Source organism: Acinetobacter lwoffii (genome assembly GCF_029024105.1).
Lineage (GTDB): Bacteria > Pseudomonadota > Gammaproteobacteria > Pseudomonadales > Moraxellaceae > Acinetobacter > Acinetobacter lwoffii.
The window spans coordinates 3,150,617-3,166,595 of record NZ_CP118963.1 but is presented as its reverse complement, the minus strand read 5'-3'; the positions used below and the strand labels follow the sequence as shown (position 1 = coordinate 3,166,595).

The 15,979-nt window shown below is 43.9% G+C and carries 19 protein-coding genes; 10 read left to right on the top strand and 9 right to left on the bottom strand.

Annotated elements, in window-relative coordinates:
- Nucleotides 1-702: 702 nt before the first annotated feature.
- From rpmH to mnmE, 5 genes are all read left to right on the top strand, one after another.
- A complete protein-coding gene (gene rpmH / locus PYW33_RS15205; protein WP_000831329.1) occupies nt 703-837 on the top strand; it encodes a 50S ribosomal protein L34 in 135 nt (44 codons plus the stop codon).
- 29 nt (nt 838-866) lie between these two features.
- A complete protein-coding gene (gene rnpA / locus PYW33_RS15200; RefSeq protein ID WP_004281932.1) occupies nt 867-1,259 on the top strand; it encodes a ribonuclease P protein component in 393 nt (130 codons plus the stop codon).
- A 9-nt stretch (nt 1,260-1,268) separates the two neighbouring features.
- Nucleotides 1,269-1,589: a membrane protein insertion efficiency factor YidD gene (gene yidD, locus PYW33_RS15195; protein ID WP_004281931.1), complete on the top strand. Its 321-nt coding sequence runs from the start codon at nt 1,269-1,271 to the stop codon at nt 1,587-1,589.
- Nucleotides 1,590-1,594: 5 nt separating this feature from the next.
- Nucleotides 1,595-3,358, top strand: coding sequence for a membrane protein insertase YidC (yidC, locus tag PYW33_RS15190; RefSeq protein WP_004281930.1), 1,764 nt, complete (start codon nt 1,595-1,597; stop codon nt 3,356-3,358).
- 92 nt (nt 3,359-3,450) lie between these two features.
- Complete coding sequence (gene mnmE, locus PYW33_RS15185; protein ID WP_004647130.1) at nt 3,451-4,809, top strand: tRNA uridine-5-carboxymethylaminomethyl(34) synthesis GTPase MnmE; 1,359 nt, start codon at nt 3,451-3,453, stop codon at nt 4,807-4,809.
- 43 nt (nt 4,810-4,852) lie between these two features.
- On the opposite strand, the gene PYW33_RS15180 is transcribed toward mnmE, so the two are convergent.
- A complete protein-coding gene (locus PYW33_RS15180; RefSeq protein ID WP_439709100.1) occupies nt 4,853-6,031 on the bottom strand; it encodes an MFS transporter in 1,179 nt (392 codons plus the stop codon).
- Between the two features lie 346 nt (nt 6,032-6,377).
- On the opposite strand from PYW33_RS15180, the gene PYW33_RS15175 reads away from it, so the two are divergent.
- The gene (locus tag PYW33_RS15175; protein WP_004647132.1) at nt 6,378-7,079 is read left to right on the top strand and encodes a DsbC family protein; all 702 of its coding nucleotides are present in this window, start codon (nt 6,378-6,380) and stop codon (nt 7,077-7,079) included.
- Nucleotides 7,080-7,179: 100 nt separating this feature from the next.
- Here the strand turns inward: PYW33_RS15175 and PYW33_RS15170 are convergent, their stop codons facing one another.
- From PYW33_RS15170 to guaD, 4 genes are all read right to left on the bottom strand, one after another.
- Nucleotides 7,180-7,437 (bottom strand): GlsB/YeaQ/YmgE family stress response membrane protein, encoded by a 258-nt coding sequence (locus tag PYW33_RS15170; RefSeq protein ID WP_004281926.1) that lies wholly within the window; start codon nt 7,435-7,437, stop codon nt 7,180-7,182.
- Nucleotides 7,438-7,609: 172 nt separating this feature from the next.
- The gene (gene hpt / locus PYW33_RS15165; RefSeq protein ID WP_004647133.1) at nt 7,610-8,137 is read right to left on the bottom strand and encodes a hypoxanthine phosphoribosyltransferase; all 528 of its coding nucleotides are present in this window, start codon (nt 8,135-8,137) and stop codon (nt 7,610-7,612) included.
- Nucleotides 8,138-8,261: 124 nt separating this feature from the next.
- The gene (locus tag PYW33_RS15160) at nt 8,262-8,387 is read right to left on the bottom strand and encodes a hypothetical protein (RefSeq protein WP_004647134.1); all 126 of its coding nucleotides are present in this window, start codon (nt 8,385-8,387) and stop codon (nt 8,262-8,264) included.
- A complete protein-coding gene (gene guaD, locus PYW33_RS15155; protein WP_004647136.1) occupies nt 8,362-9,690 on the bottom strand; it encodes a guanine deaminase in 1,329 nt (442 codons plus the stop codon). Before guaD ends, PYW33_RS15160 begins: the two co-directional genes overlap by 26 nt.
- A gap of 98 nt (nt 9,691-9,788) precedes the next feature.
- Between guaD and PYW33_RS15150 the strand changes: the two genes are divergently transcribed.
- The gene (locus PYW33_RS15150) at nt 9,789-10,361 is read left to right on the top strand and encodes a nucleotidyltransferase family protein (protein ID WP_004647137.1); all 573 of its coding nucleotides are present in this window, start codon (nt 9,789-9,791) and stop codon (nt 10,359-10,361) included.
- Between the two features lie 40 nt (nt 10,362-10,401).
- Here PYW33_RS15150 and PYW33_RS15145 read toward each other — a convergent pair whose 3' ends face one another.
- Both PYW33_RS15145 and PYW33_RS15140 read right to left on the bottom strand, forming a co-directional pair.
- A complete protein-coding gene (locus tag PYW33_RS15145; protein WP_004647138.1) occupies nt 10,402-11,367 on the bottom strand; it encodes a TerC family protein in 966 nt (321 codons plus the stop codon).
- Nucleotides 11,368-11,698: 331 nt separating this feature from the next.
- Entirely contained in the window at nt 11,699-12,892 is a 1,194-nt protein-coding gene (locus tag PYW33_RS15140; RefSeq protein ID WP_004647139.1) for a sugar transporter, read from the bottom strand.
- 155 nt (nt 12,893-13,047) lie between these two features.
- Here PYW33_RS15140 and PYW33_RS15135 point away from each other — a divergent pair, with 155 nt between their 5' ends.
- Together PYW33_RS15135 and PYW33_RS15130 are read left to right on the top strand one after the other, a co-directional pair.
- Entirely contained in the window at nt 13,048-13,326 is a 279-nt protein-coding gene (locus PYW33_RS15135) for a GNAT family N-acetyltransferase (protein WP_004647140.1), read from the top strand.
- Between the two features lie 31 nt (nt 13,327-13,357).
- Nucleotides 13,358-13,648: a GNAT family N-acetyltransferase gene (locus PYW33_RS15130; protein WP_004647141.1), complete on the top strand. Its 291-nt coding sequence runs from the start codon at nt 13,358-13,360 to the stop codon at nt 13,646-13,648.
- Here PYW33_RS15130 and PYW33_RS15125 read toward each other — a convergent pair.
- A complete protein-coding gene (locus PYW33_RS15125) occupies nt 13,641-13,988 on the bottom strand; it encodes a hypothetical protein (RefSeq protein WP_004647142.1) in 348 nt (115 codons plus the stop codon). The two genes, PYW33_RS15130 and PYW33_RS15125, sit on opposite strands and share 8 nt — an antisense overlap.
- A 196-nt stretch (nt 13,989-14,184) precedes the next feature.
- On the opposite strand from PYW33_RS15125, the gene PYW33_RS15120 reads away from it, so the two are divergent.
- The gene (locus PYW33_RS15120) at nt 14,185-14,658 is read left to right on the top strand and encodes a BLUF domain-containing protein (protein WP_004281912.1); all 474 of its coding nucleotides are present in this window, start codon (nt 14,185-14,187) and stop codon (nt 14,656-14,658) included.
- A 62-nt stretch (nt 14,659-14,720) separates the two neighbouring features.
- Here PYW33_RS15120 and PYW33_RS15115 read toward each other — a convergent pair whose 3' ends face one another.
- Nucleotides 14,721-15,803, bottom strand: a complete 1,083-nt coding sequence (locus PYW33_RS15115) for a zinc-dependent alcohol dehydrogenase family protein (RefSeq protein ID WP_004647143.1) — start codon at nt 15,801-15,803, stop codon at nt 14,721-14,723.
- Nucleotides 15,804-15,979: the final 176 nt, after the last annotated feature.

Sequence of the window (15,979 nt, the reverse complement as noted above, 5' to 3'; positions counted from 1 at the left end):
GTGAATCCCCTATTCATTCCATTGTTCATTCAAAAAAGATGACCGCGACCAAAAGCGGGTCGCCATTCTAACCAAGTTATCCACATCTGTCATGGCAATTTCCACAAAAACTGTGCAAAAAGAAATCACCATGCATAAATTTAAATTTAAAACCTAGTGTGGATAAGTTTATCCGCAAGCTGTGGATAAAATATATCACAAAGTTATCCACAAAGTATAAAATTAATAGAAACAGTTTTATCCACAATATAAGTTTATGTTTAATTAAATAAAAAGTGGCTTATCCATAGAAAAAGTGCTCCCTAATAGTAATAAATTTAAATTTATAAATTTGAATTTATTTATAAGATCACTGATTTTTGTGGATAACTCAGAAAGCTTCAAATTTAAATTTAAAAACACAGGTTAAATTTAAAATCTGGATAACATGTGGATAACTTTGTTGATAGAGTTGTTTATAACTTATATATATTTATATAACAATAACTTAATTTGTGATTAACTTGAATTGAACTATTTTTTATTCAGTTCTCTGAAAAACCAAGGTCTTTATCTTTTTTGATCTTATCTTTATCTTTTTTGATCTTATCTTTATCTTTTTTGATCTTATTTGAAAAGAAAACCGCTTTTGCATTGACAGCTCAAGCAATGAGCACTAAAATCGCGGACCTTCATAGAAAGATCATTTTTTGGAGTTTCAATATGAAACGTACATTCCAACCGTCTGAATTAAAGCGTAAGCGTGTTCATGGTTTCCGTGCTCGTATGGCTACTAAAGCTGGTCGTCAAGTATTAGCTCGCCGTCGTGCAAAAGGTCGTCATAGCTTAACTGTTTAATCAGTTACGCTAAGACGATTTCGGGTGTTATGACAAAACTTTATAGTTTTGGCACAGAGTTGCGATTACGCTGTGCTGCCGATTATAAAGGTGTCTTTGATGGTGCGCTTTTTAAAGTGCATCAACCCCATTTCTTATTTCTTGCAAAACATTCCGAACTGCCAAATAGCCGTTTGGGTTTAGTTGTTGCCAAGAAGAAAGTGCGACGTGCACACGAAAGAAATCGAGTAAAACGACTTGCTCGCGAAAGTTTTCGCCTGCATCAACAGCAATTAGATGACTTAGACATTGTAATCATGCCGAAAATGGGTGTTGAAGCAGTGCCTAATGCAGAATTGCACCAGCAATTACAATTTGCCTGGCAGAAACTGAACCGTCTCGCCAAAAAGCATTCAAAAATAGCCCCCTCCCCACAAAAGTAGAGTTGGCCAATGGTACGTTTACTGCATTGGTTGATCCGTTTCTATCAGATTGCGATTAGTCCTCTTCTTGGACCGCGCTGTCGTTATATTCCAACTTGTTCTCAATATTCCTTGGAAGCAGTCCAGATGCATGGCGCTGGGCGTGGAGTGTGGCTGGCTACTAAACGTATTTGCCGTTGTCATCCGTGGGGGGGCTCGGGATATGATCCTGTTCCCTCAAAAGCGATTCGTTTTATTTCATTTCAGCAAATAGATTCTCAAACGCTTCACGTTGCTGTACCCTTTCGTGATCGTTTATTGAACCAAAATCACTCTCACCACTTGGGGTAATACATATGCAACAATGGGCCAGGATTGCAATTCTCGGAGCCATGTTTGTTGTCGCATATTTGCTCATTTTGGCGTGGCAAAAAGATTATGGAAATGCTGAAACAAAACCGCAGCAGGAAACTGCTGTTGTTTCGCATGACGTATCTGCAGATTTGCCAAATGGTCAGACGGCTACAGTTGCCTCTGATCTGCCACAAGCAAATGTGCCAGCACAGCAAGCCACGGATGCCACAGCACCTGTAAGTCAGCAGCTTATTTCAGTACAAACCGACCTTTATCATCTTTGGATCAATCCGAAGGGTGGTGATATTGTTCGTATTGAATTACTCAATCATGACAAGAACAAAGACAGCGATGAACCTTTCGTCATGCTGGAAAGCGATGCGAAACGTACTTATGTCGCCCAGTCTGGCCTGATCGGTCTGAATGGACCGGACAGCAGCCGTAACGGCCGTCCAATGTATGAGCTGGAAAAAACTGCTTATACCCTGGCAGATGCGAAAACAGTCAAATCCAAAGATGGTGAAAACCTGAAAGTATTGTCTGTACCGCTAGTGTTTAAAACCGCTGACGGGATTGAGATCATTAAGACCTTCAATTTCACTGAAGGTGAATATCCGGTCGTGGTGAACCATAAAGTGGTTAACCGCAGTGGCCAGACCTGGCAAGGTCAGATGTTCGGTCAGATCAAACGCGATAACTCGGAAGATCCAGGCAAATCTGATCAGGGGATCTTCACGCTGGGAACATTCCTGGGCGGTGCATGGGGTACCCCGGACGAGCAGTACAACAAGCTTAAATTCGACAACTTTGTTGAAGAAAAAGTCAGTACTGAAGCGACAGGTGGTTGGGTGGCAATGGTACAGCACTACTTTGTCAGTGCATGGGTTCCAGGTCAGCTGAAGTTGACTCAAGGCAATGGCGAAGCCTATAGCGCCAAGCTTGAATCACGCAAATCAACCGATAACATGAACATCATCGGTTTTACTTCACCAACGTTTAATGTACCAGCAGGTACCGTGGCTGAAATTGATGCGACCTTCTATTCAGGTCCGAAAATCCAGTCAGAACTGAAAGATTTGGCTGCGGGTTTAAACCAGACCGTTGATTATGGCTGGTTATGGCCAATTGCGAAATTACTGTTTGTCGGTCTTGAGTTCTTCCATGGTCTGGTGGGTAACTGGGGCTGGGCCATTATTCTGTTGACCATCCTGGTGAAACTGATCCTGTGGCCATTGTCGTCGAAGAGCTATCGCTCTATGGCGAAAATGCGGGTGATTGCGCCAGAAATGCAACGCATGAAAGAAGAGTTCGGTGAAGATCGCATGCGCTTCTCTCAAGAAATGATGGCATTGTACAAACGTGAACAGGTCAATCCGCTTGCCGGCTGTTTACCACTGTTATTACAAATGCCGATTTTCCTGGCCTTGTACTGGGTATTGATGGAATCTGTGGAACTGCGTCATGCGCCATGGATGCTGTGGATTCAGGATTTGTCTTCAATGGATCCTTGGTTCATTCTGCCGTTGTTGATGGGCTTGACGATGTATATCCAACAGTCGTTAAATCCACAACCGACGGATCCAATGCAGGCAAAAGTCTTCAAGTTTATGCCGATTATCTTTACCGTATTCTTGTTGTTCTTCCCGGCAGGCTTGGTTCTGTACTGGATCGTCAACAACTTGATCACGATTCTGCAACAAACTTTGATTAACAAGTCTGTTGCCAAAGATCGCGCGAAACGTGATGAGGTTACTCCAGTCAACTAAGTTGTACGGATAGGCTGAATAAATCCGCTTAAGATGGTAATCTTAGGCGGATTTTTTTTGGCTGTACTTTTGAGTCTTTGCAGGTAAATTTTATGCTCAACCGAACCACAACTATTGCTGCGATTGCAACTCCACCAGGACGTGGCGGCGTTGGGGTGATTCGCCTGTCAGGCCCGAAATCCTATGAAATTGCCCAGCAACTGACACAAAAAGAGCTGCCTAAAGCCCGTTTTGCCGGTTTCCGCCAGTTCTATGATGCGGCCGGCGAAGTCATGGATGAAGGACTGGCGATTTGCTTCCCGAATCCAAACTCTTTTACCGGTGAAGATGTGGTCGAGCTGCAAGGTCATGGCGGGCCGGTGATTCAAAATGCTCTGCTTGGTCGTTTACTGGAGCTGGGCGCCACTGCAGCCAAGGCCGGTGAATTCTCGATGCGTGCTTTTGAGAATGGCAAGCTGGATCTGGTGCAGGCCGAGGCGATTGCCGACCTGATTGATGCAACTTCGCAAGCGGCTGCACGTTCTGCAGTGCGTTCTTTACAAGGGGCTTTCTCGACCAAAGTCAATGCAGTCCTTGAGCAGCTGATTCACCTGCGTCTGCATGTGGAAGCGGCAATTGATTTTCCGGAAGAAGAAATTGATTTTCTCGCAGATGGCAAGATTTTAAATCTGCTAGATGGCGTATCCAGTGCCGTCACTCAAGTACAGCAATCCGCACGTCAAGGTCAGTTGTTACGTGAAGGTTTACAAGTCGTAATTGCGGGTAAACCGAATGCCGGTAAATCTTCGTTGCTGAATGCATTGGCTGGAATTGAACGCGCAATTGTGACTGATATTGCCGGCACCACCCGTGATGTCTTGCATGAAAAGATTACTTTAAATGGTCTGCCGATTACCCTGACTGATACTGCGGGCCTGCGTGAAACTGGCGATATCGTGGAAAAAGAAGGGATTCGCCGCGCGATTAAAGAAATCGAACAGGCCGATTTATTGCTCTTGGTCTATGACTTAAGTCAGGGCGAAGATCCGCTGCAACTTGCTCAGGAATATTTTGCTGAACATATAGAACCGAAACGTTTAATGCTGATTGGCAATAAATGCGACCTGACCGGTGCTGAAGCCGTGATTGGCGATTTAAATGGTTTCCGGCATATTGCAGTGTCTGCCAAGCAGGAAACTGGCGTACAAGCGCTTATAGAAGCGATTACAGCCCATGCAGGCTTCCAGCCTGAAGAAGATACCTTTATTGCACGTACCCGTCATTTAGACGCAATGAAGCGCACTCAGCTCTATTTGGCTGAAGCGCGTGAACAGCTGGTGGTATATAACGCGGGGGAACTGGTGGCAGAGTCCTTGCGTCTGGCGCAAAATGCTTTGGGCGAAATCACGGGTGATTTCAGTGCAGATGACCTGCTGGGCAAGATATTCGGATCGTTCTGTATTGGTAAATAATTATTTAATAAATATCAAAAAAGCCCTCAATTGAGGGCTTTTTTTAGGCTGGTAGGCGGGATTTTTGATACGCCCACCACAGCGCAAAACACAATAGACTGATCGCGATACAAAAGCTGATCACAGCGAAATCCAGCCCCCAGTGATCGGCCAGGTAACCCACAGCAATGATGGGAACAATAGTGCCCAGATAAGCAATAAACAGATAGGTCGACATCACTGCTGCACGATTGTCTAAGCTGGTCATTTGATGGATCAGTGCAAAAGCACCCATCAGAGTAAAACCATGACCAATTCCAAAGCAAATATCACTGATAAAAAATAGCAGGCTGATTTTTGAATACATGCATAGCGCCAAAACCATCAGGCTCAAGCACATCATCATTAGGCCGATATTCAGACATTTAGACGCTGCGACCGCTTTGGTTATAAACTGCACGATCACTGAAACCACTAAGATACTGGTAATGGCCAGTCCGCTGACCAGAGGGCCATGCCAAGGTAAAATATTTCGGACAAAGGATGGCGACAGGGAAGCAAACAGGCTAAAGGCGGCAAAGGCACTAAAAGCTGTCACTGCAATAATCATAAACACACGATGAAACTGGGCTTCAGGTCGTTGCAGTTTAGGCGCCATGCTAAAGGGCTGCACCTCAAACTTGGGTGCTTTAATCCAGAACAGGCCAATCAGACACAATACGGCACCCAGAATAATCGGCAAATATGGCATCACCAAAGGCGCAGCGGAAAACTGCGCAATCACGCCACCGACCAAAGGTCCCAAACCAAAACCCATTGCAGTAATGATTGAAATCAGTTGCGGTGCAGTGTGCTTATGGCTTTCCGGGATGGTATGCATTAAACCCATCATGGCAGAAGTGGTCATCAGGCCCGAGGCAATCCCAATAATAAAACGGCCAATCGAGAGGATCAGTGCATTCTGGGCAAAAACGGAAATGATCAGACCCAGCGTGATCAGGGCCAGACCAATTTGCAGGGTCCGTAAAAATCCGATGCTGTTACTGGTTCTGCCCAAAAACAACAAGGTCGAGAGACAGCCAAACATATAGGCGACAAAAATGTAGGTGATCTGGCTGGGCAGCAAATGCCAAAGCTGTTGATAAATCGGATAAAGCGGACTGGCCAAAGCAGTACCAATCGTTCCCATCATTAAAGCCAGGCTGACCATCAAGAACGGTCGCCAGCTGGTCGTTATTGTCATGAAAATGCCGTTATAGTGTTGATCCTTGGCCAATCCATGTCAGGGCGTAGCGAGGAAAATAAAAAGTGTCTGCAGTTTAGAATGGATGCAGAAAATCGGTCAAGGTTGAATGAGTAAGATATTTATCATTTAAAATATTTTAATTATATAAAATAGTTATTTATTATGAATATTGATGTTATTTCTAGATATGTTGGAGTTAAATATAACGCTATACATGGTGTTCCACGTGAAACATGATGAGCTTATTTAACTGAGTGTAAACAGTAACATAAATGTTTGAGAAATTTAAAAGCAGAGCGATTAGAATCAAAGCATATTCTTATCCAATTCATGTAGAACATTCATGTTAAAAAAAACACTGATCATTAGTTTAAGTACATTCGTTTCAAGCTTTGCATTTGCCAATATTGATACGGTACAAGCTAACTTGGCAAAAAACAGTCCCAATTTAAAAATTGAAAATATTCAGACCACCGAGATGAAAGGTATCTATAGCGGTTCCATGCAGGGCCAAGTGGTTTATCTGAATGAAGATGCCAAGCATCTGATTGCCGGCCCGATGCTGCGGATTCAGGATCAATATAATCTGACCCGTGATTTAATGCTGAAACAAAATAGTATCGACTGGAAAAAATTACCGCTTCAGGATGCTGTGAAAAGTGTAAGAGGTACGGGTAAACGTCAGATTGCGATCTTTTCTGACCCAAATTGCCCGTATTGTAAAAAGCTTGAGCTAGAGCTGAAAAAACTGAATGACTTGACCATTTATACCTTTATTCTTCCTTTAAAACCCCAGTCGGTGGCTCCTTCAAAACAGGTGTATTGCGCGTCTAATCCAGCTCAGGCATGGGAAGATCTGATTGCTCAAGGGATTCAACCTAAATCGAAAAAAAGTTGTGCTAATCCGATTGAGCGGAATAAAAAACTGGCTCAGTCTATGGGGGTAAATGGTACACCTGCGATTATTTTTTCCAATGGTTTTAAAGTGATGGGTGCCTATCCGGCAGAGCAGATTGAGCAGATCTTTAAAGAATTCAATTTATAAAAAAATTAAATAAAGCTATCAGTCGCTCAATATAAAAAAGCACCTTTCCGGTGCTTTTTTATTCAGGTCGTCAAATCAACCTCAAAAACATCTGAATGGTTTAGACTGTACGGCGTTTGGTGACCATATTATAAATAAACAGAATAATCACAGCACCAATCACGGAAGCAATCAGACCTGCTGCGGAATCTGCCGAATACAGACCGAGCATACGGCCACCAAAAGTCGCCAATAAGGAGCCGGCAATACCCAGCAAGGTGGTCATGATAAAGCCTGCCTTGTCATTACCCGGGTGAATGGCACGTGCAATCAGACCTGCTACAAAACCAATGACGATCGCCACAATAATTGTCCACATATGCATACTCCTTCTTATCATGTCTTTGTTTTCACATCTGTTTAATCATCTTGAAACAAAGTCAGGATCATAAAAAGTTGAATCCTGAAACGAGATGTTATTTTTTGTTCCCGGTTTTCTCTCTATTTGAAGTATAAAAAAAGTGGCTTATGCCACTTTTTTTAACCTGATTTTAAAGACCGATTTCACCAATAAATGGCAGGTGACGGTACTTCTGGTCATAGTCTAAGCCATAACCCACGATAAATTTATCTTCAACCTCAAAGCCCATAAATTCGACCTTCAAATCGATTTCACGACGCGATGGTTTACTTACCAAAGTACACAGTTGAATCGAATTGGGTTCACGGGTTTGCAGGATTTCAAGTACCTTGCTTAAAGTGTTGCCTGAATCAATAATATCTTCAACGACTAACACATCTTTACCACGGATTTCACCGTCTAAATCTTTCAGGATTTTTACATCACGTGACGATACCGTGCCACCGCCATAACTGGACACAGTCATGAAATCCAATTCATGCGGTTTTGAAATCACACGACATAAATCAGCCATAAAAATCACTGAACCACGTAATAAACCGATGAGCACAAGTTCTTTGTCACTATTGGCATAGTGTGCATTGATTTGAGCACCAAGCTCTTTGACTTTAGCTTGAATTTCTTCAGCGGAAATCATTACGCTCATTTGGACGGTCATGGGTAGATACCTAAAAAGTAAAAATAGCAAAATAAAAAAGGTGTTGACCTGCAACACCTGAATACGTCGCAATTTTAATACATCCCTAGCAGAGATGCACCTGTTTTGCTGGCGGTAAATGTAATCATTTTTTAGCCGCTGTTGAATCGCGTTTCAATAAAAAAACACAGCCCAGTGCCATTGCAGACAGGATCAAGTATTGGCGACGGCGGGATTTTTTCGGTTTATTCACTGGCTGCTGCTTTGACATAAACGGCTGCTCCATAGACATAGGTGGCTGCAATATTACGGTCATCGCCAAGCATGGTCAGTGCAAAAAATGCATCTTCAATATTTTTAGCTCTGCTCTGGCGTAACTGCTGTAAGGCAGTTGCATTGAGATTCAGCACCACAAAGTCGGCTTCTTTGCCAATATTAAAGTTCCCCAGGCGATCATCCAGACTCAAGGCTTTGGCACCGCCTAAAGTGGCATGATATAAGGCTTCAAAGGCAGAAAGTTTTTCACCCTGCAACTGTTGCACCTTATAGGCTTCATTCAGGGTTTGCAGCTGATTAAATGATGTTCCTGCTCCAATGTCTGTGCCTAAGCCGACTTTGACCCCTTTGTCCCAGGTCTTTTTCAGGGGAAATAAGCCACTACCCAGGAATAGATTTGAGGTCGGACAGAAAGCAATGGCTGAGTCGGTCTGATGCATACAATCCCACTCTTCATCTTCCAGATGCACGCAATGCGCGAAAACGGATTTGCTGCCGGTTAAACCATAATGATGATACACATCCAGATAACCTTCACGTTCAGGAAAAAGTTCTTTTACCCAAGCAATTTCATTTTTATTTTCACTTAAATGGGTATGTACATACACGTCCGGATATTCGGCTTTGAGCTGCCCGGCTTTTTGTAATTGTTCAGGTGTTGAAGTTGGTGCAAAGCGTGGGGTAATCGCATACAGGTTCCGCCCCTGTCCATGCCACTTTTCAATCAGCGCTTTAGAGTCAATATAAGCCGTTTCTGCTGTATCCGTCAGCGCTTCCGGTGCATGACGATCCATCAGGACTTTACCTGCGATCAAACGCATATTGCGTGTGGTTGCGGCATTAAATAAAGCATCTACGGATTCAGGATGAACGGTACAAAAGACCAGGGCAGTGGTGGTGCCGTTTTTAAGCAATTCCTGCACAAAAAATTCGGCAATTTTTTCGCTATAGGATGCATCTTGAAACTGGATTTCAGTGGGGAATGTATAGGTATTTAACCATTCCAGCAGTTGTTCACCATAAGCCCCGACCATTTCCGTTTGCGGGAAATGAATATGGGTGTCGATAAATCCGGGAACAATCAGTTGATCTGGATAGTGTTGTAATTCAAGGTCGGTAGGAAGTCGTGAGTGCCCTTCTCGCCAAGGACCAAACCACTGGATTTTACCTTCGTGAATGATGACTAAACCATCTTCTACATATCGCACTTGGTCGTGTATATCACGTGCTTGGGCAACTGTATTCTGAATATCGAGGAAGCGACCACGGATCGCTGTCGTTGCAATTACAGAAGACATTTTAAACCTACGCTTTTAATTTTTTCGATTGATTGTAGCTGAAAAAATTGCCATGTTTGTATGAACATTCATATTTAAATAGCGATCCAGATTCTTCTATGACCCCATCCAATTATTATGATCAATTTCAACAGATCGTACGTGCGCAGCCGACATTAATGCGCATCTTGCATCAGTTAGCACAATTACACTCTGACGCTTATGTCGCAGCGGGTGTGTTACGTCATGTGATCTGGGCGCATTTACATGGATGGGAATATGAAATAAATCATACTGAGGTCGATGTGATTTTCTATGATGAAAATGAGCAGGCTCGCGTTATAGAACAGCAACTTGCAGATCGGTTAAAAGAGTATTTTCCAGATATCCGTTGGGATGTGACTAATCAAGCCTTTGTACATGAGTGGTATCGTACCGATCAAAATGAAAATATTGAGCCTTTAACTTCAATTAGTCATGCGCTGTCATTATGGCCAGAAACTGTCACGGCCTTGGCACTGCGCCTGAAAGATGATGAATTGGAGTTGATTGCTCCTTTCGGTTTAGCAGATTTATTTGAGTTAAAGCTGCGTTGGAATCCGAATTTAGTCAGTTATGCCGTGTTTGAACAACGCATGCTGAGCAAACAGTTTTTGCAAAAATGGCCCAAATTATCCCTGATAGAACAATAAAAAAAAGCCTGCTGATGCAGGCTTTTTTGATGATTACTTTTTACAGGGTGGTTTCGTTATATTTCTTGCTATGACGAATCGACAAGATCGCGGTCACAGTCAGGACAATCACAATAAAGCTCAAAGAAATCCAGATCGGCATATGGAACACATCCAGCATCAGCATTTTAAAGCCGATAAAGACCAGAATGATCCCGAGACCATAAGGCAGATAATGCATTTTTGAGGCTGCGCCCGAGAGCAGGAAGAACATCGCGCGTAGGCCTAAAATCGCCATCAGGTTTGCGGTAAGGACAATAAAGGGATCGGTGGTGACGGCAAAAATAGCTGGAATAGAATCGACGGCAAAGATCACATCAGAGGCTTCAACCAGGATCAGGACCAAGAACAACGGCGTTGCCCAGAGCAAACCATTCTGACGGACAAAGAATTTGTCGCCCTGAAGTTGCGGGGTAATACGCATATGTTTACGTAGCCATTTCAGAATCGCCATATCTTCAATATTGCTGTCTTCTTCATGCTGACCACGCAGGAATTTGAAGCCGGTATACACCAGGAACGCACCGAAGATATACAGAATCCAAGAGAATTCCTGTACAAACCAGGCGCCAATAAAAATAAAGATGGTTCTGAGTACAATCGCACCCAGTACGCCATATAACAGCAGTTTACGTTGCAGTGCGGGTGGAATGGCAAAGGCCGCGAAGATCATCAGCCAAACAAAGACGTTATCAATCGCCAGGGATTTTTCCAGCAGATAACCGGCAAAGTATTCCATGACCTTGGCATTGGCAATTGCCGTGCCTGCGGTCTGTTCCAGATACAGCCATAAGCCGCCACCAAATAAAGTCGCGACACTGACCCAGGCAATACTCCAGTATGCAGCGGTACGGACTTTAACTTCCTGACCATGCTGATGCTTAAAGCCGACAAAATCGATTACCAGCATGACTGCGACAATCGCGAAAAAGACAAGATACAGCCAGAGCGTACCAATGGTTTCCATGTGAATTCTCCACATCGGGCGACTGGCCATAAAAAAACCTTGACCAGTTGCCAGATGAAAAACATCTATAACAACATGATCAAGGTCTTGCCTACATCTTACTGTTCCACTTTTTTATATAAAGTGTGACTTCAAGATGCTCAGATACCGACTTTTTGCAAAGTGTAATGACGATATTCTGACACGCCTAAAAATTGAAATTTCATTCTTAAACGCTTGGAGGAGGCTACTCCCCTTGTTCAAACTAAATTTTGTTTGAGCGATGGCTCAATGTGTAGCAAGCATGACAGATTTTTGCTAAGACTACAATTTCATTTACAAAAATCATGCTTCAAGGCGCTTTCTTACCTAAGAAATCCGGACGCTGAATTAGATATAAGCTGATCAGAAAACCCAGACTCGCCAGAATGGCTCCCACCCAGCCAATACTATGCAATCCGATATGTGCCGTTACCAGACCGCCGAGTAAGGCACCGCCGCCAATCCCGACATTGTACAGACCTGAAAAAATTGCCATGGCGACATCGGTTGCATCAGAAGCCAGATTTAAGGTCTTGGCTTGTAGAGCCAGACTAAACCCAATAATGCTGATGCCCCAGATTAACGCCAAGCTATTAAGCTGAAATACACCCTGAGACAGTGGCAGCAATAACAGTAGCGAGATCCCTAGCCCGAGTGTAAATAGCGGAATGGTGAGTCGGGGGAAATGCGGTGCAAAACGGCCAAATACATAAGAGCCGATCAGGCCCGCACCACCATAAATCAGCAATAAGCTGGTGGTCTGCGCAGAGCTGAATTGCGCAATATTCAGCGTAAAGGGTTCAATATAACTATAGGCGGTAAATTGCGCACTAATCACAAGCACGGTAAGCGCAAAGACCAGCATCAGGCTGGGACGTTTCAGCAAGCTCTTTAAACTGCTGAGTGAACCTGAATTGACACTTGGTAATAAAGGTAAGGTTTTGGCCAGCAGTACGCAGACTACGCTCGCCACAACTGCGATCAAGGCAAAACTATTGCGCCAGCCATAGGCCTCCCCGACCATCCGGCCAAAGGGAATTCCCAGAACCATCGCCATGGCGGTACCGGTAGCCAATAAGCCCAGTGCCTGAAACTCTTTGTCCTTTGGCGCAACCCGCACGGCAAGCGACGCCGTAATTGACCAGAACAGCGCATGCGCCACGGCAATACCAATTCGGCTCAGCACCAGAATGCTAAAGCTCCAGGCAAAATAGGACAGCACATGACTGAAAATAAACACCGCAAATAAAACCATCAGCAGAAAGCGCCGTTCAATATTTTTGGTCAGTAACATCATTGGCAAAGAAAGCAGCGCCACGACCCAGGCATAAATCGTCAGCATCCACCCGACCTGAGTGGGTGACATGGAAAAACTTGCGCCAATATCACTTAATAGCGCCACCGGGATAAATTCGGTGGTATTGAAAATAAAGGCAGCAGAGGCTAAAGCAATCACACAGACCCATTGACGTGTCACCGAGGAGGTGGAAGAAGAGCTGGACATACATATCTGATAAAAAGAACCGGCCGGCAGTTTAAACCTGTTGAGCAAAATGCGGTATTGGTCAGAAGGACAGATTCACAATCCTTTAAAAGAAATCTAACAATAGAGCAGGGAAAAATATGTCAGTCTGGCTTAAAAACAAGGAGAGGATCGGTATGTTGATCGAGCATCAGCAACAGGACACTGGAGGTTTATGGTTCGTAGAGCCAAATGAAAAACGTCTGGCAGAAATGAGTTATTCCAGAGTAAATGAAGATCAATTAGTGATTGAACACACCTGGGTCGATGACAGTCTACGCGGACAGCACGTCGGGTATTATCTGATCGAGGCCGCTGTGAATTTTGCCCGTGAACACGGCATCAGGATTATTCCAAAATGCTCTTTTGCCAAATCTGTGTTCGAGCGAGAGCCTCGCTTTAATGATGTTTTATAATTTAAAAATGACAACAAAGGTTTAGATTCGTATGGAAATCAAATATCAAGATTCAAAACGCGGTGGTGTATTTTTTATGGAAGATCAAGGACGCCGCCTGGCCGAGATCACTTATCAATGGCGGGGCGATGCAGTCATCATTGCCGATCATACCTGGGTCGATGATTCCTTGCGTGGCCAAGGTATTGCCCGAAAAATGCTGGATGTACTGGTCGATTTTGCCCGTGAAAAAAGTTTAACCATCATCCCGCAATGTTCCTATGTGGATGTCATGTTTAAACGTGACCGTAGTCTGGCAGATGTCGCGGCAACGACTATTTAACCATCCAAGGGGATTTCCCGAAAGATAAATGCAATCTTTCTTTCAAGGCAGGAATCAATATAACCTGTAACAGGGTATATAAACCGAAACCTGCCATCACCCCGGTCATCGCCCAGAAAATTTCTTCAAACTGTTGCAGCATCACTAAAATTGCCATAATCAGCAGGTAACTGGCATGAAAATAAATACGATGCCCAACAAATTTCAAGATCGTCCAGCTAATAAAAATTGAACTGATCAGCAGATTGGTTTGAGCGCTGAATTGCCAGTCATTTAAAGTGATGATCAGGATAAAACACACACATAACAAGGCGAGGGTTAAAATCAGATCTTTTAACATCAAGTGATCCTCATGTTCATGGTAGGTGTATGAAAATATTCGTTTAATAATTTAGGCACTATTGTTAAAAGTTTAGTCCAGAAATGCAAACTGAAAACCGTGTAAGCAAAAACGGATATTTGCTTAAAAAATGGTCGACTTAATTTAAAATTATTGATTAAATTGTGGTTTTAATTCTTCCCTCTAGTGAGATGGCATGATGCTACAGCTTTGCTATGCCAGTGAACGCATAGAATCTGAACAAGAGTTGTTACAAGATTTGAGTGATATTTTGGCCACTGCCCGGAAGTTCAATCTTCAGCATCAGATTCATGGGGTGTTGTATTATTCCCATGGCAAATTTTTCCAGTGCCTTGAAGGTCAGGCTGAAGTAGTGGAAAGTTTATTTCAAAGCATTTGTCGGGATCCCCGCCATCACAATATCTTGCGTTTTGCAGATGCGATGGTAGAGCATTCCCATTTCTCGGAATGGTCAATGAAATATGTGCATAAACACAGTGAAATTTCTTCTTTATTTTCACGTTTAGGTTTGAAGCAATTTGATCCGCATGCTTTACAGCAGTCAGGAATTGCCGAATTCCTCAAAGTACTGTATCGCCTGGAAGAAAATCAGGCCAGTCTGGCATCGCCAAAAGGTTATAAGCAGCGTGGTTATGTCCCCTATTTTTGATCTGATGGATCAAAGCTGAAAATAAAAAAGTCCGCATGGCGGACTTTTTTGTCTGATGTGGATTAGGTCATGTCAATCATGACTTTTAAGGCCTTTTCATCAGAGGCATGTTTAAAGACATCATAGGCTTTTTCAAAATCGGAAAATTTAAAATGATGGGTCGCCAGTTTTTCTAGGGGCAATTTGCCGGAACAGCAGGTTTTCAGCAACATCCCTGTGGTATTGGCATTCACCAGGCCGGTGGTGATGGTCAGGTTTTTAATCCAGAGTTTGTTCAGTTCAAAACTCACCGGTTTACCATGTACGCCGACGTTGGCAATATGCCCGCCCTCCTTCACGACATGCTGGCAAATATTCCAGGTAGGCTCCACCCCCACTGCTTCAATGGCACAGTCGACCCCGCGTCCATCGGTAATCTCTAGAATCTTTTGAATGGCATCTTCTTTGGCAGAGTTGATGATATGCGTCGCGCCGACAGTCTTGGCAAATTCCAGCCGATTATCATCCATATCCACCATAATAATATTGGCAGGTGAATAGAACTGTGCGGTGAGCAGACAGCTCATGCCGATTGGCCCTGCTCCGACAATCGCCACGTTGTCGCCTGGTTTGACATCACCATATTGCACCCCAATTTCATGTGAAGTTGGCAGGATATCTGAGAGGAATACGGCCACATCTTGATTCAGACCTTCAGGTAAATGATAGAGTGAGGTATCGGCAAAGGGCGTGCGTACATATTCGGCATGGGTACCGTCAATCATATAACCCATGATCCAGCCGCCTTCATTGCGGCAATGTGCATACAGCTGTTTCTGGCAGTTTTCACAGGTCCCGCAGCGGCTGACACAGGAAATAATGACCCTGTCGCCCTTTTTGAAGTTCTGAACGGCGGAACCGACTTCTTCCACAATGCCAATACCTTCGTGACCTAAAATACGCCCCTTAAAGCTGCCCTCTTTTCGTGTGGCCTCCTGCTCAATTTCCGGGTTTTTACCTTTCCAGATACCCAAGTCGGTACCACAGATGGTGACTTTTTCGAGTTTAATGATGGCATCGCCGGGATGCAAAATGGTGGGAACTGGGCGGTCTTCAAAGCGGATATCATTTGCGCCGTAATAGACCATCGCTTTCATCGTTGTCATGACACATCTCCTAATGGAGTGAGGAATGAGAATGACCTGACTCAGCGAGAATAATGAACGCCTCGATTGCTTTTATACAGTGACAGCGATGGGCTGATTCATGATCTGGCTTTCAGGCCTATAGATACCTGTGTTCTTCTCGATTGTGCCTTGAGTAATATGGCGCTGCAATCAGT

What these genes read in the sequence shown, in the direction of transcription:
- PYW33_RS15175 (WP_004647132.1), top strand. Translation starts at nt 6,378, where the DNA reads ATGTTAAAAAAAACACTGATCATTAGTTTAAGTACATTCGTTTCAAGC.
- guaD (WP_004647136.1), bottom strand. Translation starts at nt 9,690, where the DNA reads ATGTCTTCTGTAATTGCAACGACAGCGATCCGTGGTCGCTTCCTCGAT.
- PYW33_RS15170 (WP_004281926.1), bottom strand. Translation starts at nt 7,437, where the DNA reads ATGTGGACAATTATTGTGGCGATCGTCATTGGTTTTGTAGCAGGTCTG.
- PYW33_RS15140 (WP_004647139.1), bottom strand. Translation starts at nt 12,892, where the DNA reads ATGTCCAGCTCTTCTTCCACCTCCTCGGTGACACGTCAATGGGTCTGT.
- PYW33_RS15145 (WP_004647138.1), bottom strand. Translation starts at nt 11,367, where the DNA reads ATGGAAACCATTGGTACGCTCTGGCTGTATCTTGTCTTTTTCGCGATT.
- PYW33_RS15180 (WP_439709100.1), bottom strand. Translation starts at nt 6,031, where the DNA reads ATGACAATAACGACCAGCTGGCGACCGTTCTTGATGGTCAGCCTGGCT.
- PYW33_RS15120 (WP_004281912.1), top strand. Translation starts at nt 14,185, where the DNA reads ATGATGCTACAGCTTTGCTATGCCAGTGAACGCATAGAATCTGAACAA.
- PYW33_RS15125 (WP_004647142.1), bottom strand. Translation starts at nt 13,988, where the DNA reads ATGTTAAAAGATCTGATTTTAACCCTCGCCTTGTTATGTGTGTGTTTT.
- PYW33_RS15160 (WP_004647134.1), bottom strand. Translation starts at nt 8,387, where the DNA reads ATGTCAAAGCAGCAGCCAGTGAATAAACCGAAAAAATCCCGCCGTCGC.
- PYW33_RS15150 (WP_004647137.1), top strand. Translation starts at nt 9,789, where the DNA reads ATGACCCCATCCAATTATTATGATCAATTTCAACAGATCGTACGTGCG.
- PYW33_RS15135 (WP_004647140.1), top strand. Translation starts at nt 13,048, where the DNA reads ATGTTGATCGAGCATCAGCAACAGGACACTGGAGGTTTATGGTTCGTA.
- yidD (WP_004281931.1), top strand. Translation starts at nt 1,269, where the DNA reads ATGGTACGTTTACTGCATTGGTTGATCCGTTTCTATCAGATTGCGATT.
- yidC (WP_004281930.1), top strand. Translation starts at nt 1,595, where the DNA reads ATGCAACAATGGGCCAGGATTGCAATTCTCGGAGCCATGTTTGTTGTC.
- mnmE (WP_004647130.1), top strand. Translation starts at nt 3,451, where the DNA reads ATGCTCAACCGAACCACAACTATTGCTGCGATTGCAACTCCACCAGGA.
- rpmH (WP_000831329.1), top strand. Translation starts at nt 703, where the DNA reads ATGAAACGTACATTCCAACCGTCTGAATTAAAGCGTAAGCGTGTTCAT.
- hpt (WP_004647133.1), bottom strand. Translation starts at nt 8,137, where the DNA reads ATGACCGTCCAAATGAGCGTAATGATTTCCGCTGAAGAAATTCAAGCT.
- rnpA (WP_004281932.1), top strand. Translation starts at nt 867, where the DNA reads ATGACAAAACTTTATAGTTTTGGCACAGAGTTGCGATTACGCTGTGCT.
- PYW33_RS15115 (WP_004647143.1), bottom strand. Translation starts at nt 15,803, where the DNA reads ATGACAACGATGAAAGCGATGGTCTATTACGGCGCAAATGATATCCGC.
- PYW33_RS15130 (WP_004647141.1), top strand. Translation starts at nt 13,358, where the DNA reads ATGGAAATCAAATATCAAGATTCAAAACGCGGTGGTGTATTTTTTATG.